At 58.9% G+C, this 24,542-nt stretch carries 23 protein-coding genes; 9 read left to right on the top strand and 14 right to left on the bottom strand.

Annotated elements, in window-relative coordinates:
• Positions 1-249: 249 nt before the first annotated feature.
• From msrQ to mrcB, 9 genes are all read right to left on the bottom strand, one after another.
• The gene (gene msrQ, locus FBY10_RS14940; protein WP_145336532.1) at positions 250-870 is read right to left on the bottom strand and encodes a protein-methionine-sulfoxide reductase heme-binding subunit MsrQ; all 621 of its coding nucleotides are present in this window, start codon (positions 868-870) and stop codon (positions 250-252) included.
• Positions 870-1,883, bottom strand: coding sequence for a protein-methionine-sulfoxide reductase catalytic subunit MsrP (gene msrP, locus FBY10_RS14935; RefSeq protein ID WP_145336533.1), 1,014 nt, complete (start codon positions 1,881-1,883; stop codon positions 870-872). The genes msrQ and msrP overlap by 1 nt, the downstream gene beginning before the upstream one ends.
• Before the next feature lie 63 nt (positions 1,884-1,946).
• Positions 1,947-2,804 (bottom strand): CDP-diacylglycerol--serine O-phosphatidyltransferase, encoded by an 858-nt coding sequence (gene pssA / locus FBY10_RS14930; protein WP_053137711.1) that lies wholly within the window; start codon positions 2,802-2,804, stop codon positions 1,947-1,949.
• Between the two features lie 145 nt (positions 2,805-2,949).
• Positions 2,950-3,966, bottom strand: a complete 1,017-nt coding sequence (gene ilvC, locus FBY10_RS14925) for a ketol-acid reductoisomerase (RefSeq protein ID WP_003176099.1) — start codon at positions 3,964-3,966, stop codon at positions 2,950-2,952.
• A 47-nt stretch (positions 3,967-4,013) separates the two neighbouring features.
• Entirely contained in the window at positions 4,014-4,505 is a 492-nt protein-coding gene (gene ilvN, locus FBY10_RS14920) for an acetolactate synthase small subunit (protein ID WP_003176102.1), read from the bottom strand.
• Between the two features lie 2 nt (positions 4,506-4,507).
• Entirely contained in the window at positions 4,508-6,232 is a 1,725-nt protein-coding gene (locus tag FBY10_RS14915) for an acetolactate synthase 3 large subunit (RefSeq protein ID WP_065925350.1), read from the bottom strand.
• A 431-nt stretch (positions 6,233-6,663) separates the two neighbouring features.
• The gene (locus FBY10_RS14910) at positions 6,664-6,993 is read right to left on the bottom strand and encodes a YqcC family protein (protein ID WP_131699429.1); all 330 of its coding nucleotides are present in this window, start codon (positions 6,991-6,993) and stop codon (positions 6,664-6,666) included.
• Entirely contained in the window at positions 6,993-7,727 is a 735-nt protein-coding gene (locus FBY10_RS14905) for a M48 family metallopeptidase (protein WP_145336535.1), read from the bottom strand. Before FBY10_RS14905 ends, FBY10_RS14910 begins: the two co-directional genes overlap by 1 nt.
• Positions 7,728-7,743: 16 nt before the next feature.
• Positions 7,744-10,068 carry a penicillin-binding protein 1B gene (gene mrcB / locus FBY10_RS14900; protein ID WP_145336537.1) on the bottom strand — a complete coding sequence of 775 codons (2,325 nt, stop codon included), beginning with the start codon at positions 10,066-10,068 and terminating at the stop codon, positions 7,744-7,746.
• A gap of 118 nt (positions 10,069-10,186) precedes the next feature.
• On the opposite strand from mrcB, the gene FBY10_RS14895 reads away from it, so the two are divergent.
• The 3 genes from FBY10_RS14895 (at position 10,187) to FBY10_RS14885 (ending at position 12,655) form a co-directional block, all read left to right on the top strand.
• Positions 10,187-11,743 (top strand): bifunctional aminoglycoside phosphotransferase/ATP-binding protein, encoded by a 1,557-nt coding sequence (locus tag FBY10_RS14895; RefSeq protein WP_145336538.1) that lies wholly within the window; start codon positions 10,187-10,189, stop codon positions 11,741-11,743.
• Positions 11,744-11,835: 92 nt separating this feature from the next.
• Positions 11,836-12,180 carry a pentapeptide repeat-containing protein gene (locus FBY10_RS14890; protein WP_131699425.1) on the top strand — a complete coding sequence of 115 codons (345 nt, stop codon included), beginning with the start codon at positions 11,836-11,838 and terminating at the stop codon, positions 12,178-12,180.
• Positions 12,181-12,382: 202 nt separating this feature from the next.
• The gene (locus tag FBY10_RS14885) at positions 12,383-12,655 is read left to right on the top strand and encodes a TfoX/Sxy family protein (protein ID WP_145336540.1); all 273 of its coding nucleotides are present in this window, start codon (positions 12,383-12,385) and stop codon (positions 12,653-12,655) included.
• A gap of 245 nt (positions 12,656-12,900) precedes the next feature.
• Here the strand turns inward: FBY10_RS14885 and FBY10_RS14880 are convergent, their stop codons facing one another.
• From FBY10_RS14880 to FBY10_RS14870, 3 genes are read right to left on the bottom strand one after another with little or no spacing between them, the layout of a single operon-like run.
• The gene (locus FBY10_RS14880; protein ID WP_145336543.1) at positions 12,901-13,668 is read right to left on the bottom strand and encodes a heme ABC transporter ATP-binding protein; all 768 of its coding nucleotides are present in this window, start codon (positions 13,666-13,668) and stop codon (positions 12,901-12,903) included.
• The gene (locus tag FBY10_RS14875; protein ID WP_167656483.1) at positions 13,668-14,651 is read right to left on the bottom strand and encodes an iron ABC transporter permease; all 984 of its coding nucleotides are present in this window, start codon (positions 14,649-14,651) and stop codon (positions 13,668-13,670) included. Before FBY10_RS14875 ends, FBY10_RS14880 begins: the two co-directional genes overlap by 1 nt.
• Before the next feature lie 50 nt (positions 14,652-14,701).
• Complete coding sequence (locus FBY10_RS14870) at positions 14,702-15,580, bottom strand: hemin ABC transporter substrate-binding protein (protein ID WP_131699422.1); 879 nt, start codon at positions 15,578-15,580, stop codon at positions 14,702-14,704.
• Positions 15,581-15,736: 156 nt separating this feature from the next.
• Between FBY10_RS14870 and FBY10_RS14865 the strand changes: the two genes are divergently transcribed.
• Positions 15,737-16,054, top strand: a complete 318-nt coding sequence (locus FBY10_RS14865; protein ID WP_131699421.1) for a Rieske (2Fe-2S) protein — start codon at positions 15,737-15,739, stop codon at positions 16,052-16,054.
• Here the strand turns inward: FBY10_RS14865 and sfsA are convergent.
• Both sfsA and FBY10_RS14855 read right to left on the bottom strand, forming a co-directional pair.
• Positions 16,051-16,761: a DNA/RNA nuclease SfsA gene (sfsA, locus tag FBY10_RS14860; RefSeq protein ID WP_145336545.1), complete on the bottom strand. Its 711-nt coding sequence runs from the start codon at positions 16,759-16,761 to the stop codon at positions 16,051-16,053. The two genes, FBY10_RS14865 and sfsA, sit on opposite strands and share 4 nt — an antisense overlap.
• Complete coding sequence (locus FBY10_RS14855) at positions 16,761-17,933, bottom strand: pyridoxal phosphate-dependent aminotransferase (protein ID WP_131699419.1); 1,173 nt, start codon at positions 17,931-17,933, stop codon at positions 16,761-16,763. Before FBY10_RS14855 ends, sfsA begins: the two co-directional genes overlap by 1 nt.
• A 320-nt stretch (positions 17,934-18,253) precedes the next feature.
• Between FBY10_RS14855 and dksA the strand changes: the two genes are divergently transcribed.
• The 5 genes from dksA (at position 18,254) to FBY10_RS14830 (ending at position 24,298) form a co-directional block, all read left to right on the top strand.
• The gene (gene dksA, locus FBY10_RS14850) at positions 18,254-18,688 is read left to right on the top strand and encodes an RNA polymerase-binding protein DksA (RefSeq protein ID WP_005791430.1); all 435 of its coding nucleotides are present in this window, start codon (positions 18,254-18,256) and stop codon (positions 18,686-18,688) included.
• A gap of 83 nt (positions 18,689-18,771) precedes the next feature.
• Complete coding sequence (gene gluQRS, locus FBY10_RS14845) at positions 18,772-19,659, top strand: tRNA glutamyl-Q(34) synthetase GluQRS (protein ID WP_131699418.1); 888 nt, start codon at positions 18,772-18,774, stop codon at positions 19,657-19,659.
• A 62-nt stretch (positions 19,660-19,721) separates the two neighbouring features.
• Positions 19,722-19,898, top strand: a complete 177-nt coding sequence (locus FBY10_RS14840) for a hypothetical protein (protein ID WP_003176118.1) — start codon at positions 19,722-19,724, stop codon at positions 19,896-19,898.
• Entirely contained in the window at positions 19,882-22,836 is a 2,955-nt protein-coding gene (locus tag FBY10_RS14835; RefSeq protein WP_167656473.1) for a sensor histidine kinase, read from the top strand. The genes FBY10_RS14840 and FBY10_RS14835 overlap by 17 nt, the downstream gene beginning before the upstream one ends.
• Before the next feature lie 22 nt (positions 22,837-22,858).
• A complete protein-coding gene (locus tag FBY10_RS14830) occupies positions 22,859-24,298 on the top strand; it encodes a sigma-54 dependent transcriptional regulator (protein ID WP_131699416.1) in 1,440 nt (479 codons plus the stop codon).
• Positions 24,299-24,542: the final 244 nt, after the last annotated feature.

Genomic DNA, 24,542 nt, shown 5'->3' with positions numbered 1-24,542 from the left:
GCGGGAGGCGAATTCTACAGCGTTACACGCTGCTGTCAACACCTCTTTTTCTCCGCTTTCGACCGAGAAGATCGAATCGTTAATAGCGCCAAACAACACGACTCTATCAACTCCTTCTGGGCTTCGATGAACTGAAGCAACTCGCTGTCTAATCCTGCATAACTATTTGTTTAGCAAGGAGTTTTATGTTTCAACTGCGCCGGAAGTGGGGCGAATTATAGACTTCCAGGATCTGCGGTCAAGCGTTAATTACGCTTTTGTTGCAGAGGGCGCTTTTTTAGTAATAAGTCGGGGGATTCGGCGCGCTACTGGCGGTACACGCAACACCAGAAGCAGCGCACCTATAGAAGCATAGATAGCCCATTCCTTCAGATCAGCCCGCACGATCCACAACATATGCAGCAAACCAAGCCCAAGAATTACATACACCATGCGATGCAGCTTCTTCCAACGACTACCCAGTCGGCGCTGGCTATAGCGATTAGACGTGACCGCCAACACCAACAAAGACAAGAACCCTAGCGCCCCCACAATAATGTAGGGCCGCTTACGCAGCTCCACACCCAATTGCGACCAATCCAGTCCCAAGACAAACACACAGTAAGCCACTAAATGCAGCACTACATAAACAAAGCACCACAATCCAAGCTGCCGGCGCACCGCGATCCACCCCGCCCAACCGCTCAGTTTCTGCAACGGCGTCATGCCGAGGGTAATCAGCAAGAGGATCAAAGTGCCCAAGCCAAGCCGGTCAACCAGCACCTTGCCCGGATCCGGCCCCAAGGCAAAACTCCACGCCTCATATAGCCATAACAACGGCCACACTGCCGCAGCTATAAAAACGACAACGCGCCAGATGGGGTAACGCATCAGTAGTTCTTCCGCAGATCAAGGCCTGTATATAAAGAGGCAACCTCATCCGAGTAGCCATTGAACATCTGCGTCTCACGCACATTGGGACTGAACAGGCCACTTGGCAGACGACGCTCCCGCGCCTGGGTCCAGCGGGGATGATCCACCGTAGGGTTCACATTCGCATAGAAGCCATATTCATCCGCCGCGATACTCTGCCAAGTGGTTTTGGGCTGCTCGCTTACAAGGCTGATACGCACGATGGATTTCACGCTCTTGAAACCGTACTTCCAAGGCACGACCAGACGTAAGGGTGCACCGTTCTGATTGGGCAACTCGCGCCCATACATGCCAACGGCAAGAATCGCCAAAGGGTTCATCGCCTCATCCAGACGCAGCCCTTCTACATAAGGCCAGTCGATCAAGCCAAAACTCGAACGCTGCCCAGGCATACTCTTGGCATCCTGGAGGGTTTCAAAGCGGATGTATTTAGCCTTGGAGGTCGGCTCAACCTGCTTGAGCAAGGCAGAGATCGGAAAACCCATCCACGGAATGACCATCGACCACGCCTCGACACAGCGCAAACGGTAGATCCGCTCTTCTAGCTGATAGGGCTTCATGAAGTCTTCAAGGGCATAACGCCCCGGCTTTGCGACCTCACCATCAATCACCACACTCCAAGGCTCGGTCTTGAGTGAGCCTGCATTTTTCGCAGGATCGCCCTTGTCTGTACCGAACTCATAGAAGTTGTTGTAGTGGGTTGCGTCCTTGAACGGGGTGATGGACTCATCCTTGACCGTCACCGCCTGCCATTTCGTTTCCGGCAATTTTTCGGCAAACCAATTGGGCGCCTTGCCAGACTCAACATCGGGATAACGCGCTGCCTCTTCTGCATTGGCCCAACGCGGCAGGCTGCTGGCAGCAATGCCGGCAAGCGCACCACCGAGCAAGCTACGGCGAGAAAGGTAGAAGGATTCAGGCGTGACATCCGATTCTTGGCAATCGGACGCTTTGGGCAATTTGATTAACATGGCAACTCCGCAGCATTGGAGAACTGATGCACCAATAGACTGCGGAGTATGGGGGAAATTACATTAAGGCAACGTTTTGTCCCGACGCATATGCAGCAAGTACTGAATCGGCCCCGAAGCGGCGTAGACCAGGAAGGCCAATAGCAGAATCCGAGGAGGGTCACTGAAGACCACCGCAAACACCAGTACCACTGCCAGGATCGCCACGAAAGGTACACGCCCTTTGAGATCAAGCTCCTTGAAGCTGTTGTACTTGATATTGCTCACCATCAGCATACCGGCCGCAGCAACCATCAACGCCACCAGGAACGACATTTTCGAACCCTGGATGCCGTAGTCGCTGAACGCCCAGACGATACCCGCCACCACCCCCGCCGCTGCCGGACTGGCCAGGCCAATGAAGTAACGTTTATCAGCAGTACCCACCTGGGTATTGAAGCGAGCCAGACGCAACGCTGCACCCGCGACATAGATGAAGGCGACCATCCAGCCAACCTTACCCATATCACCGAGCGCCCAGGCGAAGGCCAGCAGTGCAGGCGCAACACCAAAGGCAACCATGTCCGACAGCGAGTCATACTCGGCACCGAAAGCGCTTTGGGTGTTGGTCATGCGCGCCACACGACCATCAAGGCCATCCAGCACCATGGCCACGAAAATTGCGATGGCAGCAAAGCCGAAATACTTGCTGGCGCTCGCCGCATCACCGGCCGCCAGGGCGCTTTGGGCACTCATTGAGTTGATGATGGAATAGAACCCGGCAAACAAGTTTGCCGTAGTGAACAGATTGGGCAGCAAATAGATGCCACGATGCCGGACCTTGCGGCCTTCAGCGTCATGCCCTTCTTCGACATGCTCATCGATCGGCAGCAGGCTTTCGGCGTCAGAAGCCTGGTTTGGCTCTTCGGGACGTTCGCTCATGGACTTTACCTTGCAACGGTGTGAAAAAAATTCGACCAATACTTGCGGCGACTGTTCGCCCGCAAACGATGCAGCTTTATACCAGAACCCGCTCCCCAAACGAAAAAACGCGGCCTAAGCCGCGTTTTCTGTTGATACGTACGACTTAGTTTTTGGCTTTGTCGACGATCTTGTTGGCACCGATCCACGGCATCATGGAGCGCAGTTGCTCACCGATGACTTCGATACCGTGAGCGGCGTTATTACGACGCTTGGCGGTCATCGAAGGGTAGCCGGTAGCACCTTCGCTGATGAACATTTTGGCGTATTCGCCATCCTGAATACGTTTCAGGGCGTTGCGCATAGCCTGGCGGGACTCGGCGTTGATCACTTCCGGGCCAGTCACGTACTCGCCGTATTCGGCGTTGTTGGAGATCGAGTAGTTCATGTTGGCGATACCGCCTTCGTACATGAGGTCAACGATCAGTTTCAGTTCGTGCAGGCATTCGAAGTAGGCCATTTCCGGCGCGTAGCCAGCTTCAACCAGGGTTTCGAAACCGGCTTTAACCAGCTCAACGGTACCGCCGCACAGAACGGCTTGCTCGCCGAACAGGTCGGTTTCGGTCTCGTCCTTGAAGGTGGTTTCGATGATGCCGGTACGACCGCCACCTACGCCAGCAGCGTAAGACAGCGCAACGTTCTTGGCGTTGCCCGAAGCATCCTGGTAGATCGCGATCAGGTCAGGGATACCGCCGCCTTTGACGAACTCGGAACGTACGGTGTGGCCCGGTGCTTTCGGCGCGATCATGATCACGTCGAGGTCAGCGCGCGGCACAACCTGGTTGTAGTGGATCGCGAAGCCGTGGGAGAACGCCAGGGTGGCTCCCTTCTTGATGTTCGGCTCGATTTCGTTCTTGTACAGCGCGGACTGGAACTCGTCAGGGGTCAGGATCATGACCAGGTCGGCAGCAGCAACAGCGGAAGCAACGTCAGTCACTTTCAGGCCGTGGGCTTCAGCCTTGGCAACGGTGGCTGAGCCTTTACGCAGGCCAACAGTTACGTCAACGCCAGAGTCTTTCAGGTTGCAAGCTTGCGCGTGCCCCTGGGAGCCGTAGCCGATGATGGCGACTTTCTTGCCCTGGATGATCGACAGGTCACAATCTTTATCGTAGTAAACTTTCATGAGGTTCCTCTATATATCCAGGCCGTAAGGCCATTCGCTAATTTGGGTTAGATGCTGAGTACTTTGTCGCCACGGGCAATCCCGGTGACACCACTGCGTACCGTTTCCAGAATCGAGGCCGTCCCGATCGACTGGATGAAGCTGTCCAGTTTGTCGCTCGTACCGGTCAGCTGAACGGTATAAACGCTGGCGCTCACATCGACGATCTGCCCGCGATAAATATCGGTAGTGCGCTTGATCTCGGCACGCTGGGCACCCGTGGCCTTGACTTTAACCAACATCAGCTCGCGCTCGATGTGGGCACTCTCCGACAGGTCGACCAGCTTGACTACTTCGATCAGCTTGTTGAGGTTCTTGGTGATCTGCTCGATCACCTCATCGTGGCCCACGGTGGTCAACGTCAGGCGCGACAAAGTCGGGTCTTCGGTCGGCGCCACGGTCAGGCTTTCGATGTTGTAGTTGCGTTGCGAAAACAGGCCGACAACACGAGACAGAGCGCCGGGTTCGTTCTCCAGAAGCAGGGAGATAATGTGCCGCATGATTAAGTACGCTCCGTCTTGTTCAGCCACATATCGCGCATAGAGCCGTCTTTGATCTGCATCGGGTAGACGTGCTCGCTGGTATCGACCTGAATATCGAGGAACACCAGGCGGTCCTTCATGGCGAACGCTTCTTCCATCTTCGGCTTCAGATCTTTCAGATCGGTGATGCGAATGCCAACGTGGCCATAGGCTTCAACCAACTTGATGAAATCCGGCAACGATTCCATGTAGGAATGGGAGTGACGGCTACCGTAGCTCATGTCCTGCCACTGACGAACCATGCCCAGCACGCCGTTGTTCAAGCAGACAATCTTCACAGGAAGACCGTACTGCAGGCACGTCGACAGTTCCTGGATGTTCATCTGAATGCTGCCTTCCCCGGTGACGCACGCAACGTCAGAGTCCGGGAAACTCAGTTTCACACCCATGGCTGCTGGGAAACCAAAGCCCATCGTGCCCAGGCCACCGGAGTTGATCCAGCGGTTAGGCTTGTCGAACTTGTAGTACTGCGCGGCAAACATCTGGTGCTGGCCGACATCGGAGGTCACAAAGGCGTCGCCCTTGGTCACTTCGCAGAGGGTTTCGATCACGGTTTGTGGCTTGATGATGCTGCCATCGCCCTTGTCGTAAGGGAACAGGCCGCGATCACCGCGCCATTCGTCGATCTGCTTCCACCAACTGGCAACGGATTCCTTGTTCGGCGTTTCGCCGATGTCCTTGAGCGCAGCGACCATCTCGGTCAATACACTTTCCACAGGACCTACGATCGGCACGTCGGCCTTGATGGTCTTGGAGATGGACGCCGGGTCGATGTCGATATGGATGATCTTGGCATTAGGGCAGAATTTGCTCGCGCCATTGATCACGCGATCATCAAAACGTGCGCCCACTGCCAGGATCACGTCGGCGTGGTGCATGGTCAGGTTGGCGGTGTAGCTGCCATGCATGCCCAGCATACCCACGAACTGACGGTCCGTACCCGGGAAGGCGCCAAGGCCCATCAGGGTGTTGGTTACCGGCAGGTTGAGCAGTTTGGCCAGCTCGGTCAGGGGTGCAGAACCGCCACCCAGGATCACGCCACCACCCGAGTACAGCACTGGACGCTTGGCCGCCAGGAGCATCTCTGCCGCCTTGCGGATTTGCCCCGAGTGCCCGCGAACGGCCGGGCTGTAAGAGCGCAGCTTGGCTTTCTTCGGGAAAACGTATTCGAATTTCTCAGCCGGGTTGGTCATGTCTTTCGGGATATCGACCACGACAGGGCCCGGGCGACCGGACTGTGCGAGGTAGAAGGCCTTTTTCATGACGTCCGGGATTTCCGACGCATGCTTGATCATGAAGCTGTGTTTCACGATCGGCCTGGAGATACCGATCATGTCGGTTTCCTGGAACGCATCGGTCCCCACCATGGTGCTTGGCACCTGGCCGGAAATGATCACCATCGGGATGGAGTCCATATAAGCAGTCGCGATGCCAGTAATGGCATTGGTTGCGCCTGGGCCGGACGTTACCAGTACCACACCGGCTTTACCGGTGGCACGGGCATAACCGTCAGCCATATGGGTCGCGGCTTGTTCGTGGCGAACCAGGATGTGGGTAACAGCCGGTTCCTTGAACAGTGCGTCGTAAACATGCAGCAGAGCACCACCTGGGTACCCGTAGATATAGTCGACGCCTTCGTCACGCAAAAAGCGGACGAGCATCTCACCGCCAGATAAAAGCTCCACGTTGTTCACCTCTAAAACGCCAGAATACCGTCCGTTAAAAACCGACGGGTCTTAATAGGTTTACTTCTCAACAGAGCATGAGCGACGGTGGTCGCCGACTACGTCAGCACTGACTGAGCAAGTATTGGGATCGTCCCAAGTGTTGCGGGCTTTTCCCACCCAGCGCGAGGTAACGCGTTGCGGGTGTAACAGGTCGGCGCGGATGTGCGCCTCATGATCTGCTGAGCGGGCCTGCTTCTGGCAGTCCCGATACAGCGGACTTTGGATTCTTCTGTTTCAGGCCTCTCAAGTCAAGCAATAATTGCGCTTTTTTCCAACTAAGCGCATGAGAACGTAGAAGAAAGGGCTTTGAGGAGGGATAAAACTCGCCTGAATGTCGTCAAGCGGTAGAAATGTGCGCAAGACTGCCGGAAAAACCGGCAGCCAGGCAATTAACGAGCGTCGACGATCAGTTGATCGAACTTTTTCAGCGCATTACGCAAGCCCAGGCTTTCTCGCGGCCGATCGGCATAAACCATCTCGGCCATTTCGAGAATGCCTGAAGCATTCGGCAGCGGCAGGTCCTGTTCTAGGATCTGTTTCATGCGCACCAGGAAGATCCATTGCAACCACTGGTGGAAGTCCAGTGTGTCTACCGCAAACGGCTCGACGCTGCCGAGCGCCTCGGCGCTGGGGGACACTTCATCCCACCAGCCCTGCACGCGTAATTCGCGCTCAATCAGCAATAACTGTTCGGCAATCGCGGGAAACCGTGCATCCATCAGAGGTTGACCTTGGCTTTTTGCCGAGCCTGGGCAGCGCCGGCAGCGTCACCTTGTGCGGCACGCGCATCGCCGATCAAAGCCCACAAGCTGGCTTGCAGGTCGGGACGACCGCTGGCCAGCGTGAGACCACGACGAGCGAATTGTTCGGCCTGCGGCGCATCGCCCTGTGCCATGCGTACCTGGGCAAGGCGATACAGCACTTGCGGCTCGCGCGGAGCAACACGTTGCGCACGCTCAAGGCTGGAGGACGCACCATTCAAGTCACCACCCGCCTGCTGTTGCTGGGCAGTGGTCAGCAACGCCAGCACCGGACCATCCAATTGCTCGTCGGCTGACAAGCCGCCAGCGCTGGAGGACGATGGAATGCCACTCGGCGTCGACGGCATGTTGTAGGTGCCCTGATTGATCGGCGCGGTCTGAATTGGCGCGGAATCGATCGGCCCGGAGGTGCTTGGCCCAGGCGTCCAAGGCTCGGCACTGATTGGCGCCGCGGTAGCAGCACCGCCGCCCGGCACCATCACTACCACACCCGAGTCCTGTGGCACGGCCTGAGGCCTGGCCTGGGCCGGACGGTTGGTCACGGTTTGGCGGAAACCGCCATTGGCCGAGATCCGGTCATTATTGGAGACAGCTGTGCTCGAATCCACAACCGGAATAGAGCCGCGCTGCACGCTGGAGCAACCGCCGAGCAAAGCCAGAGCTGTAATAGCTGGAATCCACCACTTGTTCACTTGAAACCCTCTTTGCTTAATTCATCCAGCCCTTGACCCAATCCATCACCGATTCCGCATCTGCAGGGGCACCGCCACCGCACGCAGCACCGGGTGGTGGTTCGCTGCCGCGAATATACGGCATCTGCACCGCGCCCGGACAGTTGGCATCGGAGCCCTGGCCGGTATGCGGATCAATCCAGGCCTGCACGATGTTATCCGGCTGCGGCATGTTCAACGGCAGCGGGTCGGCCTTGCGCATGAAACTGGTCCAGACCTGCAATGCGCCGGTGGCACCGGTGAACGGCGTCTTGCCGTTGTCGTCACGACCCAGCCACACCACTGCGAGCACATCCTGGCCGAAACCTGCGAACCAGCTGTCACGCGAGTCGTTACTGGTACCGGTCTTACCCGCCAGTGTCAGGTTGGAAGGCAAAACCTTATAGACCGAGCTACCGGTACCTTCACGCATCACGCGCTGCATGGCGTTCTGGATCAGATAGATGGAGCCCGCATCGAAACGCTGCTGAATCTGGAACGGATAGCGCTTGAGCGGCTCACCCTCGGCTGTCAGTACACTGCGGATCCCGCGCATCGGCGTATTGAAGCCACCGTTGGCGAGGGTCTGGTACATCGTCGCCACTTCGATCGGCGTCATGGCGCCAGCGCCGAGCAGGATCGATGGGAAGGCCGGGAATTCGCGGGTGATACCCAGACGAGCCAGTGTCTTGAGGACATTCGGCACGCCAACCTCCAAGCCGAGCCGAGACGTGGAAATGTTGTAGGAGTGCGCCAAGCCCTGATACAGGAACACCGTGCCGTGGGAGCGGCGATCAAAGTTCTGCGGCGTCCAAACCTGGCCGTCGCCCCCTTTGACCGACAGCGGGTCATCCGACAGCCAACTGGTGAGGGTGTATTTGCTCGGCTTTTCCAGCGCCGTCAGGTAGACCGCCGGCTTGACCAGCGAGCCGATCGGCCGCACGGCATCCAGTGCGCGATTGAAACCGGCAAAGCTGGCCTGGCGACTGCCGATCATGGCCTGGACTTCACCGGTTTCCGGGTTGGTCACCACCATTGCGGCTTCTACTTCATCGGCGCCCTTACGGCCCGTCAGGCGCTTGAAGGTGTCGTTGACCGATGCTTCTGCCTTCATCTGCAGAATCGGGTCGAAGCTGGTGAAGATCCGAAGGCCTTCTTCGGTCAAGTCTTCGTCGCGGTAGTCTTCACGCAATTGGCGCTTTACCAGATCGATAAAGCCTGGGAACGAACTGTCCGCCAACTTCCCGCGGGTTGTCACACCCAGAGGCATTTTCTTCGCCGCGGCAACTTGCTCCGCCGTGGCAACGCCTTGCTGTTCAAGCACATCGAGCACCAGGTTACGGCGCTCCAGCGCACGCTCCGGATTGCGACGCGGGTTGTAATAGGAAGGCCCCTTGACCATGCCTACCAACAAGGCGACTTGATGCAACTTCAACTCGGACAGCGGTTGGCCGAAGAAGAACTGGCTGGCCAAACCGAAACCGTGCACGGCGCGTTGCCCATCCTGGCCGACGAATACCTCGTTGAGGTATGCCTCAAGGATCTCCTGCTTGCTGTAGTGCAGCTCAAGCAGCATCGCCATCATGGCTTCGGTGAGCTTACGGGTCAGGCTGCGCTCGTTGGTCAGGTAGAAGTTCTTCACCAACTGCTGGGTCAGCGTGCTGCCGCCCTGGGTCATCTTGCCGCCGGAAGTATTCACCCAGATGGCACGGGCAATCGACTTCGGCGAAACGCCCCAGTGACTATAAAAGTCACGATCCTCTACAGCCACCAACGTTTCCAGTAGATACGGCGGCACCTGATCAAGCTTGATCAGGATGCGATCTTCAAGATTCTTCGGGTAAATCCCGCCGATCATCAGCGGTTCAAGGCGTACCACCGGCAACTTCGAGCCGTTGAGGGAGGACAGTTCGGCGACGTAGTCGCCGGAAAAGCGCACGCGCACTGGCTGGGCTTTCTCCAGGCCTTCATAGAACTGAAAGCCGCGAGTATTGAGGTCGACGGTGTTACCGCTGACCGCAGCCGCCCCCGGACCATTGCTCACGGGTTCGCGTCGATAGCCCAGGGCGTCGAGTTCGGTGAGGAAGTCATCCTTGCTCAGCTTCTGGCCGGTGAACAATTCCAGCGGGCGTGCATACACCTTGGCCGGGATAGTCCAGCGCTTGCCGGAGAATTTCTCCTGGACCACAGCGTCGAGGTACACCGCAAAGCCGGCGAGCACCACAAGCCCTACCAGGCCGAGCTTGAGCGCCCAGCCAAGCCACGGGCGCAGGCCGCGGGAAGGAGGTTTTTTACGGGAACGGGGAGATCGGGATCGAGTCATGGCGGCGGATTATACGCACTTTATTGATGATCAACATGAGCCGGACAGCGGTTTGCATGACCGCCCGTACCAGCCATAATGCGCGCCATGATTCCCCCCCGACTCTGAAGGATCGCCCGTGAGCCAGTCACTGATCGCAGCCCTGCAAAACCCGGCTTTGTACCCTCATCCGGTTGAAGCGTTCCAGGTCATCGAAACGCATATTTCATGGGTCATCTTGACTGGCCCCTACGCCTATAAATTGAAAAAACCGATGAACTTCGGGTTTCTGGACTTCACCGACCTGGAAAAACGCGGGCACTTCTGCAACGAAGAACTGCGCCTCAACCAGCGCCTGACAACGGATCTGTATCTGGAAGTGTTGCCGATTACCGGCACTGCCGACGCCCCGCAATTGGGTGGCGACGGCCCGGTGATCGAATACGCACTGAAGATGCGTCAGTTCCCGCAAAGCCAACTGCTCAGCACCCTGCAAGCCAATGGCGAACTGACCGCCACGCACATCGATGAAATGGCAACGCAGATCGCGCACTTTCACCTCACCGCACCAAAAGTGCCGCAAGACCACGCAGCTGGCACCCCCGATGAAGTGATGGCGCCGGTACGGCAGAACTTCGACCAGATCCGTCCATTCCTAAGCGACAAGGCCGACCTGATTCAGCTGGAAGCCCTGCAAGCCTGGGCCGAAAGCAGTTTCGAGCGCCTGAAACCGCTGCTGGCACAGCGCAAGCTCGACGGTTTCACCCGCGAGTGCCACGGTGACATCCACCTCGGTAACGCCACTTTGATTGACGGCAAGGTAGTGATCTTCGACTGCATTGAGTTCAACGAACCGTTTCGCTTCACCGATGTGTACGCCGACACCGCTTTCCTGGCCATGGACCTGGAAGACCGCGGCCTCAAGTCCCTGGCCCGCCGCTTTATCAGCCAGTACCTGGAGCTGACCGGTGACTATCAGGGCCTTGAAGTGCTGAACTTCTATAAAGCCTACCGCGCCCTGGTACGTGCCAAGGTGGCGCTGTTCAGCATGCCGAGCGAGGCAAGCCCGGTGCAACGCGCCACGACCCTGCGCCAATACCGCAACTACGCCAACCTGGCGGAAAGCTACAGCACCATTCCATCGCGCTTCCTGGCAATTACCCACGGTGTCTCGGCAGTCGGCAAAAGCCACGTTGCCATGCGCCTGGTGGAAGCATTGGGCGCTGTACGCCTGCGCTCGGACGTGGAGCGCAAGCGCATGTTCGGCGAGCAGCAGGTCGAAAACACGCCACAGGCCGGCATCTATGCGTCCGACGCCAGCGCCAGGACCTACGCTCGCTTGAATGACATCGCGGATACCGTGCTGCGTGCCGGCTTCCCCGTAGTACTGGATGCCACCTTCCTCAAACGCGAACAACGCGACGCAGCAGCCAAGGTGGCCGAAGCCACGGGCGCGCCGTTCCTGATCCTGGACTGCAACGCGCCACAAGCCGTTATCACCAGTTGGTTGGCGCAACGTCAGGCCGACAAAAACGATCCGTCCGACGCTACGCTGGTCGTTATAGAAGAACAGCAGGCCAACCGTGACCCACTGACCGCCGAAGAACTGTTACTGAGTAAACGCGTCGAGACCAATCAAAGCGGAACCCTCGATGCGCTAGTCGCACAAATTCGCCAGCGCCTGCCAGGCCTGTAAGAAAAATTTCTTGGTCGTGTCGTCTACTTGGACGCACGCCCAAGAAATAGTGGCACTATAATGGCGTCATAAATCCAACAGGAGTCGTTTTCATGAGTCAGCCCAAGCTTCTAGATACACCGCTCTACGCACTCCTGCATAAAGACGATATTCGTGGTTTCAATCAGGCACGCCCAGCAGACGGCATTATCGACATGCGCGGCGGCGACTTCCGTGGTCTGGACTTGCGCGACCTGAACGCGGCCGGTGTAGATTTCACCGACGCGTATTTCCGCTCCACCGACTTGCGCGGCCTGGATTTGCGCAACTGCTCCCTGGAAGGCGCCAGCCTCGCCCATGCGCAGATTTCGGGCACCTACTTCCCGCCTGAATTGACTGCCGACGAGATTCTCATGTCGGTCAATTTCGGCACGCGCCTGCGCTACCGCACCAAGTAACACTCAACTCAAGCCCGACTACGCGCAATGCGTAGCGGGCACTCCCCTCCTGCCCGCCGTCAAAATTCCCGCGCCATTCTTATAAGCTTTTGGGCCGTTTCGGACCAAAGAACCACGCTTTTCCTACTGAGCGCTACACTCCTGTTCAGGCTTGCCTGGTTACGATACCCACCGCACCATTCGGCCGTCGCAAGGAGGCTTGATGAACGATGAGCTGCAACACCTGAAAAACCTTGGCAAGACGTCAGCGCAGTGGCTGCATGCGGTGGGCATCCACAGTGCATCCGACTTGCGTCGCCTGGGAGCGGTCGATGCCTATCGAGCCGTAAGGACTCGTGGGTTCCGCGCATCAAAAGTTTTGCTTTATGCGATCGAAGGGGCACTGATGGACGTGCACTGGAACGACATCCCGGTCGAGCGTAAGGAAGCGTTGAACCGCCAGCTGGATGCTATTTCAGGGCGTCAGAAGAACTAGATCGTCCTGCAAAACCCAATGGTTATGCACACTTCAAACGGACGTTTGAGAAAAACAGAAGATCATTCAAAAACAATTGTTGACTCTCAAATGAGAATCGTTATGATTATCACAACTGGTCGCGAGATCAGCCGATAACTGAAAGACCATTGGTTCGGACTCTCAGATTATCTCCTCATCAGGCTAATCACGGTTATTTGACCCGGCTTTTGCCGGGTCTTTTTTTGCCTGAAAAAAGGCACACCTCAGCGTGCAATGATCAGCGGGTGACCACGCTCCGGATGCGGCTGCACCAATACATCCAAGCCAAACACTGCTTTAAGCGGCTCAGGCCGAAGCACCCTCACCGGCGTATCCAACGCATGGGGACGCCCCTGCTCCAGCAGCAGGATACGATCACAGTAACGTGCCGCCAGGTTAAGGTCATGGAGGATCACCAGCACCGCCGCACCCCGATCGGCAAAGGTGCGAATCGCTTGCAGGGTCGTATGTTGATGCAAGGGATCCAGCATCGATGTCGGCTCATCCAGCAGCAACGTCTGCCCAGCCTCACCTGGCCATAGCTGCGCCAGCACCCGCGCCAGGTGCACACGTTGACGCTCGCCGCCCGAAAGAGCCAAGTAACTGCGACCATTCAAGTGTGCGACATCCGCCGCCTGCAAGGCTGCGTGGATAATTTCATCATCGCGCACACGCCCCGTCTGATGGGGCAAACGGCCCATGCCAACCACCTCTTCGACACGGAACGCGAAGTCCAGGGTCGAGGTTTGTGGCAACACCGCCAGCCGCTGCGCGCGCTGCGGTCCGCTCCAGTCTTTCAACGCCTGCTGACCCAGCCACACCCTGCCCTGATCGGGGTGTAACTCACCGCACAACGCCGCCAGCAACGTACTCTTACCCGCGCCATTGGGGCCCAGCACACCGAGCACTTCACCCGGTAGCAGATCCAGAGTGACATCCGCCAGCACGACCTTGTGACCACGCCGGATCTGCAGGTCTTCAACACGCAGCATCAGGCACGCCCCCGCAACAACAGGTAAAGAAAAAATGGCGCACCAATAAATGCAGTCACGATACCAATCGGCAGTTCAGCCGGCGCCAGGGCCAGTCGCGCGACCAAATCGGCAAACAGCAACAAACTCGCGCCCGCCAATATCGAAGCCGGCAACAGCACGCGGTGATCAGGCCCGGCCAGCAACCTGACCAGATGCGGCACCACCAGCCCGACAAAACCGATCATGCCCGCAGCAGCCACCGCAGCGCCTACCCCTAATGCAGTACAGAACACCAACTCGCGCTTGAGCCCTTCAACATCAATACCCAGGTGACTGGCCTCCGATTCGCCGAGCAACAGCGCATTCAGCGCCTTGGCCCGGCGCGGTAGCCAGAGCGCCACACCGACACTGACCAGCAATAAAGGCCATAACCGCGAATAGCTCGCGCCGTTGAGACTGCCAAGGTTCCAGAACGTCAGGGTACGCAGGGTGGCGTCGTCCGCCAGGTAGGTGAACAGGCCCACCGCCGAGCTTGCCAACGCAGTAAGGGCGATACCGGCGAGCAGCATCGTAGCCACATTGGTCTGACCGTTACGCCGCCCCAGTCGATAGACCAGCGCGGTCACGCCCAGCCCGCCCAGAAACGCGCATAGCGATAGCAGATAAGGCCCGAAGGCATCCGGTAACCCACCGAAAAACGCCCCCCCGACAATGGCGATTGCCGCCCCCAGTGCCGCCCCGCTGGAAACCCCGACCAACCCCGGATCGGCCAACGGGTTACGAAACAACCCTTGCATGGCCACGCCCGACAATGCCAATACGCCGCCAACCGCCAAACCGAGCAACGTACGCGGCAAACGAATCTGCCCCAGGATCAACTCAGCCTGTTCCAGGCCTTGCGCTTCTATCGGCACGCCCATCAAGCGCAATGCCGCCTTGAGCGTATCCAGCAGCGGCAAGCTCACCGGCCCCAGTGCCAACGAAAGCCAGGTAGCCAACAGACATAACAGCGCCAGGCCGATGAACAGCGTTTTCGGTTTAACCAAAGTGGTCATGGGCCGGGTTTAGTCTGTGACGGATAAAAGCCGGCCGAGAGCTTCACAAGACTTTGCGGCAGACGCGGCCCGAGCCCACCAACCAACAGGGTCGGGTCAAGCTCGAAAACGCGGCCACGCTTGGCCGCCGGCGTCGAAGCCAGGATCGGATTCTCCTTGAACAACGCCGCGCGCGCCGCGTCCCCCGTCAGGGCGCGGTCGGCAAATACCAGCACATCCGGGCTCAACCCCGCCAACGACTCCACCGAAAACGGCTTGTAACCGCTGTGTGTGGCCAGGTTACGCCCGCCGGCCTGCTGCAACACCCAATCGCCCGCCGTGTCCTTACCGGCAATCAGCGGCTTGCCGCCAGCATGACCGATCAGCAGCAACACGCCAGGTGCCTTCTGCGAGGCCCGCGCCTTGGCCACCCAGCTTTTCTGCTGATCAAGCGCCTGTTCATATCCGGTAAACAATTCACTGGCCTTAGCCTCATCTCCCAGCAACTTACCCAAGTGCTGAAGATTACCCTTCAAGGTCGGCAAATCCGGCTGCGCCGAGAACATTTCGACCTGGACACCTGCACTGCGAATCTGCGCCAGCACCGGCGGCGGCCCCATCTCTTCAGTACCCACCAGCACCTGTGGACGAAGGCTGAGAATGCCTTCGGCCGACAATTGCCGCTGATAGCCGATACTGGGCAACGCCTTGAGCGATTCAGGATGCTGGCTGGTGGTGTCCACGCCAACCAACTTCGGCTCACCGCCCAACGCCGTGACCCATTCCGACAGCGCCCCACCGGCACTCACCCAGCGTTGTGGCAGTTCAGAGGCTTGCGCCCCAGGGTTGACCAGCAGTCCGACAACAAGCGCAATAGCGCTGGTACTCAGGCGCATAACAGGGTTTCCTTCCAAGGGCAGGGCCTTTCGAGCACCCGTCGATGTGACAGATAACCCCTGCCGGGCATCGAACTGAGCACCCAGTCAGCTAACGGGCGAAGCCGGCATTTGATAATTGTTTGCATTTGAACGTCAAGGCACTTAAGGATTGAAATGAAGTTTCTCTGCCCCTCGGACACGCTCGCGCCCAACAGCAGCCTCGGTTTTACGATTGATGGCACGCCGCTGCTGGCGGTACGCCGGGACGGCATCGCCTACTTCTATATCAACCGCTGCCCACATCGCGGCATCCCACTGGAATGGCAGCCCGACCAGTTCCTTGACGACAGCGCCAGCCTGATCCAATGCGCCACCCACGGCGCGCTGTTCCTGATCGAAAGCGGCGAGTGCATTGCCGGACCATGCGCAGGTAAAAGCCTCAAGGCCCTGCACGGTCGCGAGGACGAGCAGGGCCTGTGGGTGGATCTCTAGTCGAGCAGCACGTCTAACCGACGATCCACGCAAATCTCCTGGGACGTCACGCACACCCCATATGCCAACACTTCCACCCCGGCAGCTTTAGCCTCGCGCAAGGCCGCACCATAGGCGGCATCGATTTCCAGCGCCGGGCGCACTGCGTCAACCCCGGAGAGGTTGACGCAATACAACTGCACTGCCCGCACCCCTTCACGCGCCAGATGCGCCAGCTCTCGCAGGTGCTTGGCGCCACGCTGGGTCACGGCATCGGGGAAGGCGGCAACCCTCGTGCCATCAAACCCCAGCGTGACGCTTTTGACTTCCACATAAGCCGCGCCGTCCGGATATTCCAGGCGAAAGTCGATACGGCTTTTTTCCTGGCCGTAGGGCACTTCACGTTTCAACGCGGTGAAACCGTTGAGTTCCGTGATCACGCCAGCGCGTAAAGCCTCCTCGACCAACTGATTGGCGCGTGCCGTGTTAACGCACGCCAAGCGGCCCTGGGGCGTTTCGGCAATTTCCCAGGTGCCGGGCAACTTGCGCTTGGGGTCATTGGAACGACTGAACCAGACCTGCCCGCCTTCCACCATGCAGTTGAGCATCGAACCGGTGTTTGGGCAGTGAATAGTCAACAACTCGCCGGTAACGGTTTCGATATCGGTGAGAAAGCGCTTATAGCGGCGAATCAGTCGGCCTTCTTCGAGGGGAGGATGAAAGCGCATCAGCCTTGCCAGCTCCTTAGGCCACGCTGGATTCGTTCCACCGCCTCCTGGAGTCGCTCAAGGTTTTGCGTGTAGGCAAAGCGCACATGATGGCCTGCTTGATAGCGACCAAAATCCAGACCGGGTGTAAATGCGACATGCTCGGTTTCAAGGAAATGACGACAAAACGCGAAGGCATCTCCGCCGAACGCACTGATATCGGCATACAAATAGAACGCCCCTTCCGGCTCTACGGCAATCCCGAAGCCCAACTCGCGCAGGGCGGGCAGCAGGAAGTCGCGACGACGGCCAAATTCGGCACGGCGCTCCTCCAGAATGCTCAGGGTTTGCGGGGTAAAGCAGGCGAGCGCTGCATACTGGGCCATGCTGGGCGCGCTGATATAGAGGTTTTGCGCCAGCTTCTCGAGTTCGCCGACTGCAGCGGGCGGCGCGACCAGCCAACCCAAGCGCCAGCCGGTCATGCCGAAATACTTCGAAAAACTATTCAGGACGAAGGCCTCATCGTCGACCTCCAGCACGCTGGCGGCGTCAGTGCCGTAGGTCAGGCCGTGATAGATCTCGTCCACCACCAGATGGCCGTTACGCACCTTGATTGCATCGGAAAGCCCGGCTAATTCATCGCGCGTAAGGATCGTGCCGGTGGGATTCGCCGGGGAGGCAACCAATGCGCCCACGCTGTCCTGATCCCAGTGTTTGGCCACCAGGTCAGCGGTCAGTTGATAACGCACCTCAGGGCCTACCGGCACCAGTTGCGCGGCGCCTTCCACCAGTCGCAGGAAGTGCCGGTTACACGGGTAACCTGGGTCTGCCAGCAGCCAATGCTTGCCTGGATCCACCAGCAGGCTGCTGGCCAACAACAAGGCGCCAGAGCCACCAGGCGTTATCAGAATACGCTCGGGGTCCACGTTCAAACCGTAGCGCTGCTGGTAGAAACCACTGATGGCTTCACGCAATTCCGGCAGGCCACGGGCAGCGGTATAACGGGTCTTGCCATTGGCCAACGCCGCCTGGCCGGCCTGGATGATCGGCTCGGCGGTGGTGAAATCAGGCTCCCCGATCTCCAGGTGGATCACATCATGGCCTGATGCTTGCAGCTCATTGGCTCGCGCCAGCAACGCCATGACATGAAAAGGTTCGATGGCGCGACTGCGCGCACTGTAGGGCTGAGCCATTAGCCTTCCTTAACGGTGAGGACAAAATCAGGATTCTACCGAACCCTCGCGGTAAAACATGCTCTATTGCCTGCCTGGCCGTCCAAGATGAACCCGGCGAGCGCTTGCAAAACGACTAAAATCAACATTCGAGACGATGCATACCCAGCCACAGCGGGCTGCTGCAGTTTGCAACCCCTGCGTGACGGGCCTCGACAACCGGGAGTGGCGCGCCCTGAATCTATCTGGTAAGTTCGCCCGCTTGCAGCCGCAGGGCCGGCAGGTGTCGGTGACGTTGCAATCCTGCGCAATGGATTAGAAGAGTGAGAGGCGGTCTATTCATGTCCACCCAAGCAAAGCAACAGAGCATCAGCGGCTTCCAACCCTACGTTGAATCGAAGGGTGAGGAATACATGGGCAAGCCCATGCGCGAGCACTTCTCCAAAATCCTGAAGCAGTGGAAGCAGGACTTGATGCAGGAAGTCGACCGCACGGTTGACCATATGAAGGATGAAGCCGCCAACTTCCCTGACCCGGCAGACCGTGCCAGCCAGGAAGAGGAATTCGCCCTCGAACTGCGCGCCCGTGATCGCGAGCGCAAACTGATCAAGAAAATCGACAAGACGCTGCAACTGATCGAAGACGAAGAATACGGCTGGTGCGAATCCTGCGGTGTCGAGATTGGCATCCGTCGCCTGGAAGCCCGCCCAACCGCGGACCTCTGCGTAGACTGCAAGACCTTGGCTGAAATCAAGGAAAAACAGGTCGGCAAGTAATCCTGCCGAGCTGAACGAATGGGGCGTGCAAACGCCCCATTTTTGTTTCTGGGATTTGCCGATTTTCCAGTAGTATCCGGCCCATGACTGCCTCTACCTATATCGGGCGTTTCGCCCCCACGCCCAGCGGCCACCTGCACTTCGGTTCCCTGGTCGCCGCCCTCGCCTCCTACCTCGACGCCCGCGCCAACCATGGCCGCTGGCTGATGCGCATGGAAGACCTTGACCCTCCCCGCGAAGAGCCCGGCGCCCAGGCGGCAATCCTGCATGCCCTGGAGAGCTACGGTTTTGAGTGGGATGGCGAACTGGTCCGACAAAGCGAGCGGCATGACGCCTACGCCAAAGTACTGAACGATATGTTCAACCACGGCCTGGCCTACGCCTGCACCTGTTCACGTAAACAACTGGAGCCCTACGACGGGATTTACCCAGGCCTGTGCCGAAATGCCGGCCACGACCAGCAGGATGCCGCCATCCGCCTGCGTGTCCCCGAGTTGGAGTACCACTTTACTGACCGTGTACAAGGAGAATTCCGGCAACACCTGGGCCGCGATGTCGGCGACTTCGTCATCCGTCGCCGCGATGGCCTCTACGCCTACCAACTGGCCGTGGTGCTCGACGATGCCTGGCAAGGGGTTACCGATATCGTGCGCGGCGCCGACCTGCTCGACTCCACGCCACGCCAGTTGTACCTGCAAGAGTTGCTGGGCCTGCGCCAACCGCGCTATCTGCACGTACCGTTGATCGTCCAGCCGGACGGTAACAAGCTGGGCAAATCCTATCGATCCCCGCCGCTGAGTCCCGACCAGGCCACGCCGTTGCTATTGAGAGCCCTGCGCGCCCTTGGCCAGCAGCCTGGAGACGAACTGCTTCACGCCAGCCCACGGGAGTTGCTGGATTGGGGCATTGTGCACTGGGAGGCCAGCAAGATCCCGCACGCACTGACGCTGGCCGAAGCGCAATTAAGCTGAAGGCGCTTGCAGCCTGCCAGCCATCCGTTACCATCGCCGCAGTTTTTTAATCAGAGGCCAACATGTACATCTATCGATTGGTCCTGCTGCTGGTCGTCGGGATCTACCTGTTTTCCCCCGCCATCATGGATTGGTGGATCGACGCCACGGGCGCCTGGTATCGCCCCTATCTGCTGTGGCTGATCCTGATCGTCGTGACCTTCATCCTGCAGAGCCAAAAAGATGCCGATGAGCTTTAGCCTCACCCAGATGCTGCTGATCAGCGCTGCCTACCTGGCTGCACTGTTCGGCGTTGCCTGGATCAGTGAGCGCGGAATGATTCCGCGGGCGATCATTCGCCATCCGTTGACCTACACCTTGTCCTTGGGCGTCTACGCCAGTGCCTGGGCGTTTTATGGCACGGTGGGCCTGGCCTACCAGTATGGTTATGGCTTCCTCTCCAGCTACCTTGGCGTGTCCGGCGCCTTTCTGCTGGCGCCGGTATTGCTGTATCCGATCCTGAAAATCACCCGCACCTACCAACTGTCGTCCCTGGCCGACCTGTTTGCCTTTCGCTTTCGCAGCACCTGGGCCGGCGCACTGACCACCATTTTCATGCTGATCGGCGTGCTGCCCCTGCTGGCCCTGCAAATCCAGGCAGTGGCCGACTCCATCAGCATCCTGACCCGCGAGCCCGTGCAACACCGCGTCGCCCTGGCCTTCTGCGCGCTGATCTCACTGTTCACGATCTTCTTCGGGTCACGCCATATCGCCACCCGCGAGAAACACGAAGGGCTGGTATTTGCGATTGCGTTCGAGTCGGTGATCAAGCTGATCGCCATCGGCGGCGTTGGCCTCTACGCGCTCTATGGCGTGTTCGACGGCCCGCAACAGCTGGAACTGTGGCTGCTGCAAAACCAGACCGCCCTCGCCGCCCTGCACACCCCGTTGCAGGAAGGCCCATGGCGCACGCTGTTGCTGGTGTTCTTCGCCTCGGCGATCGTAATGCCGCACATGTACCACATGACCTTCACCGAGAACCTCAACCCGCGCTCGCTGGTCAGCGCCAGTTGGGGCTTGCCGTTGTTCCTGCTGCTGATGAGCCTCGCGGTGCCGCTGATCCTGTGGGCCGGCCTGAAACTGGGGGCTACCACCAATCCCGAGTATTTCACCCTGGGTATCGGTATCGCCGCCAATAGCCCAGCGTTGGCGCTGCTGGCTTACGTCGGCGGCTTATCTGCTGCCAGCGGGCTGATTATCGTCACGACGCTGGCCCTTTCGGGCATGGCCCTCAATCACCTGGTGCTACCGCTGTACCAGCCGCCCGCCGAAGGCAATATCTACCGCTGGCTGAAATGGACGCGACGCGCATTGATCGTCGCGATCATCACCGCCGGCTACGGGTTCTACCTGCTGCTCGGCGCCGGGCAAGACCTGGCCAACCTGGGCATCGTCGCCTTTGTCGCCACTTTGCAATTCCTGCCGGGAGTGTTGTCGGTGCTGTACTGGCCGACCGCCAATCGCCGCGGGTTTATCGCCGGGCTGCTGGCCGGGATCCTGGTATGGATCGTCACGATGCTGCTGCCGTTGGTCGGCAACCTGCAGGGTTTCTATATTCCGCTGCTGAACATGATCTATGTGCTGGACGACACCAGTTGGCACATGGCCGCGATTGCCTCGCTGGCCGCCAACGTTCTGATGTTCACCCTGATCTCACTGTTCACCAATGCCAGCGCGGAAGAGACCAGCGCCGCCGAGGCGTGCGCGGTGGATAACGTGCGTCGACCGCAACGCCGCGAACTGCACGCGGCCTCACCCCAGGAATTCGCCACACAACTGGCCAAGCCCCTCGGCGCCAAGGCGGCTCAGAAGGAAGTCGAGCAGGCGCTGCGCGATCTGTACCTGCCCTTCGACGAGCGCCGCCCCTACGCTCTGCGCCGCCTGCGCGACCGCATCGAAGCCAACCTGTCCGGCCTGATGGGCCCCAGCGTGTCCCAGGACATGGTGGAAACCTTCCTGCCGTACAAGGCCGGCGGCGAAAACTACGTCACCGAGGACATCCATTTCATCGAAAGCCGGCTGGAGGATTACCACTCACGCCTCACCGGCCTGGCGGCCGAACTCGACGCCCTGCGCCGTTACCATCGCCAGACCCTGCAGGAACTGCCGATGGGCGTGTGTTCCCTGGCCAAGGATCAGGAAATCCTGATGTGGAACAAGGCCATGGAAGAACTCACCGGCATCGCCGCGCAACGGGTGGTGGGCTCGCGCCTGAATACCCTGGGCGATCCGTGGAAAGAACTGCTCCAAGGTTTTATCAATTTGCCCGACGAGCATTTGCACAAGCAACACCTGGCCCTCGACGGCCAGACGCGCTGGCTCAACCTGCACAAAGCCGCGATCGATGAACCGCTGGCACCCGGTAACAGCGGCCTGGTGCTGCTGGTCGAAGACCTGACTGAAACCCAGATGCTCGAAGACAAGCTGGTGCACTCCGAGCGCCTGGCCAGCATTGGTCGCCTTGCAGCGGGCGTGGCCCACGAAATCGGCAACCCGATCACCGGTATCGCGTGCCTTGCGCAGAACCTGCGGGAAGAGCGGGAGGAGGACGGCGAAATCATCGAAATCAGCGGGCAGATCCTCGAACAGACCAAGCGCGTCTCGCGCATCGTGCAGTCGCTGATGAGCTTTGCCCATGCCGGCGGCCATCAGAATCTGGATGAGGCCGTGTGCCTGGCCGAAGTGGCCCAGGATGCCATTGGGCTGCTCGCCTTGAACCGGCGCAATTTCGAAGTACAGTTCTTCAACTTGTGCGACCCCGACCATTGGGTCGACGGCGACTCACAACGCCTGGCCCAAGTGCTGATCAACCTGCTGTCCAACGCCCGCGATGCAACCCCGGCCGGTGGCGCAGTACGCGTCAAGACCGAGGCTTTCGAGCATACCGTCGATCTGATCGTCGAAGATGAAGGCAGCGGCATCCCACAGAACATCATGGACCGATTGTTCGAACCCTTTTTCACCACCAAGGACCCAGGTGAAGGCACCGGTCTGGGCCTTGCACTGGTCTATTCCATCGTTGAAGAGCATTATGGACAAATCACCATCGACAGCCCGGCTGACACCGAAAGCCAACGCGGCACCCGTATTCGGGTGACCCTGCCGCGTCATGTCGAAGCGACGTCCGCTGTGAACTGAGACCGTCGAGAGAATTGAATCAATGCCGCACATTTTGATCGTCGAAGACGAAACCATTATCCGCTCTGCCTTGCGTCGCCTGCTTGAACGTAATCAGTACCAGGTCAGCGAAGCCGGCTCGGTGCAGGAAGCACAAGAGCGTTTCAGCATCCCCACGTTCGACCTGATTGTCAGCGACCTGCGCCTGCCTGGCGCGCCGGGCACCGAGTTGATCAAGCTTGGCCAGGGCACTCCGGTGCTGATCATGACCAGCTACGCCAGCCTGCGCTCGGCGGTGGACTCCATGAAGATGGGCGCGGTGGACTACATCGCCAAGCCTTTCGACCACGATGAAATGCTCCAGGCCGTGGCCCGCATCCTGCGTGATCGCCAGTCAGCCATCAGCGTGCAGGCCGAACAACGTCCCGCCGGCAAAGCGACCAACGGCGCCGACAAACCGGGTGTCGACAACAGTAACGGCGAGATCGGCATCATCGGCTCCTGCCCGCCAATGCAGGATTTGTACAGCAAGATCCGTAAAGTCGCGCCGACCGACTCCAATGTATTGATCCAGGGCGAGTCAGGCACCGGTAAAGAACTGGTGGCCCGCGCCCTGCACAATTTGTCCAAGCGCGCCAAGGCACCGATGATTTCGGTGAACTGCGCAGCGATCCCCGAATCCCTGATTGAGTCCGAATTGTTCGGCCACGAGAAAGGCGCGTTTACCGGCGCCAGTGCCGGGCGTGCGGGCCTGGTGGAAGCGGCGGACGGCGGTACGCTGTTTCTTGATGAGATCGGCGAACTCCCACTGGAAGCACAGGCACGATTGCTGCGCGTGCTCCAGGAAGGCGAAATTCGCCGTGTGGGTTCAGTCCAATCGCAGAAGGTTGACGTGCGCTTGATCGCGGCAACCCACCGCGACCTCAAGAGCCTGGCCAAGATCGGCCAGTTCCGTGAAGACTTGTATTACCGCCTGCACGTAATTGCCCTCAAGCTGCCGGCCCTGCGTGAGCGCGGCGCCGACGTGAATGAGATCGCCAACGCATTCCTGCTGCGCCAGAGTGCACGTATCAACCGTACCGACCTGACGTTCGCGCCCGACGCCGAGCAGGCGATTCGGCATTACTCGTGGCCGGGTAACGTGCGAGAACTGGAGAATGCGGTCGAACGTGCGGTGATCCTGTCGGAGAGCCCGGAAATTTCTGCCGAACTGCTGGGTATCGATATCGAACTCAGCGACTTGGAGGATGACGACTTCATCGGCCTGGCCCCGACACCGGGCGGCGGTAGCAATACCAGCCATGAGCCGACGGAAGATTTGTCACTGGAAGACTACTTCCAGCATTTCGTCCTTGAGCATCAGGACCACATGACCGAGACCGAGCTGGCCCGCAAGCTGGGCGTGAGCCGTAAGTGCCTGTGGGAACGCCGCCAGCGCCTGGGCATTCCACGGCGCAAGACCGGGGTTGCCAGCGAAAGCTGAGGGCGGGCCCCCAGAGGTAACACCCTCAGATGTGAAAAAACTGTTACCGCGGATATTTCGCGTAACAAAAGCCGGGGCTTACGGTAACGAAGCCCCGGCTTTTTTTCGCCCGTCAAAAACCCAAAACCACCTCAAACCCCCGGTTTTACTGGGCGGAGCAAAAGTTGGCACGCACCCTGCTATATGCTTAGTACAAAAACAATAACAAGCTTTGTACAAGACAATAAAAATAAAACGAATCGAC

The sequence above is a fragment of the Pseudomonas sp. SJZ103 genome (assembly GCF_007828335.1).
GTDB lineage: Bacteria > Pseudomonadota > Gammaproteobacteria > Pseudomonadales > Pseudomonadaceae > Aquipseudomonas.
The sequence above is the reverse complement of the archived record's forward strand: the minus strand, read 5'-3'. Positions and strand labels throughout refer to the sequence as shown.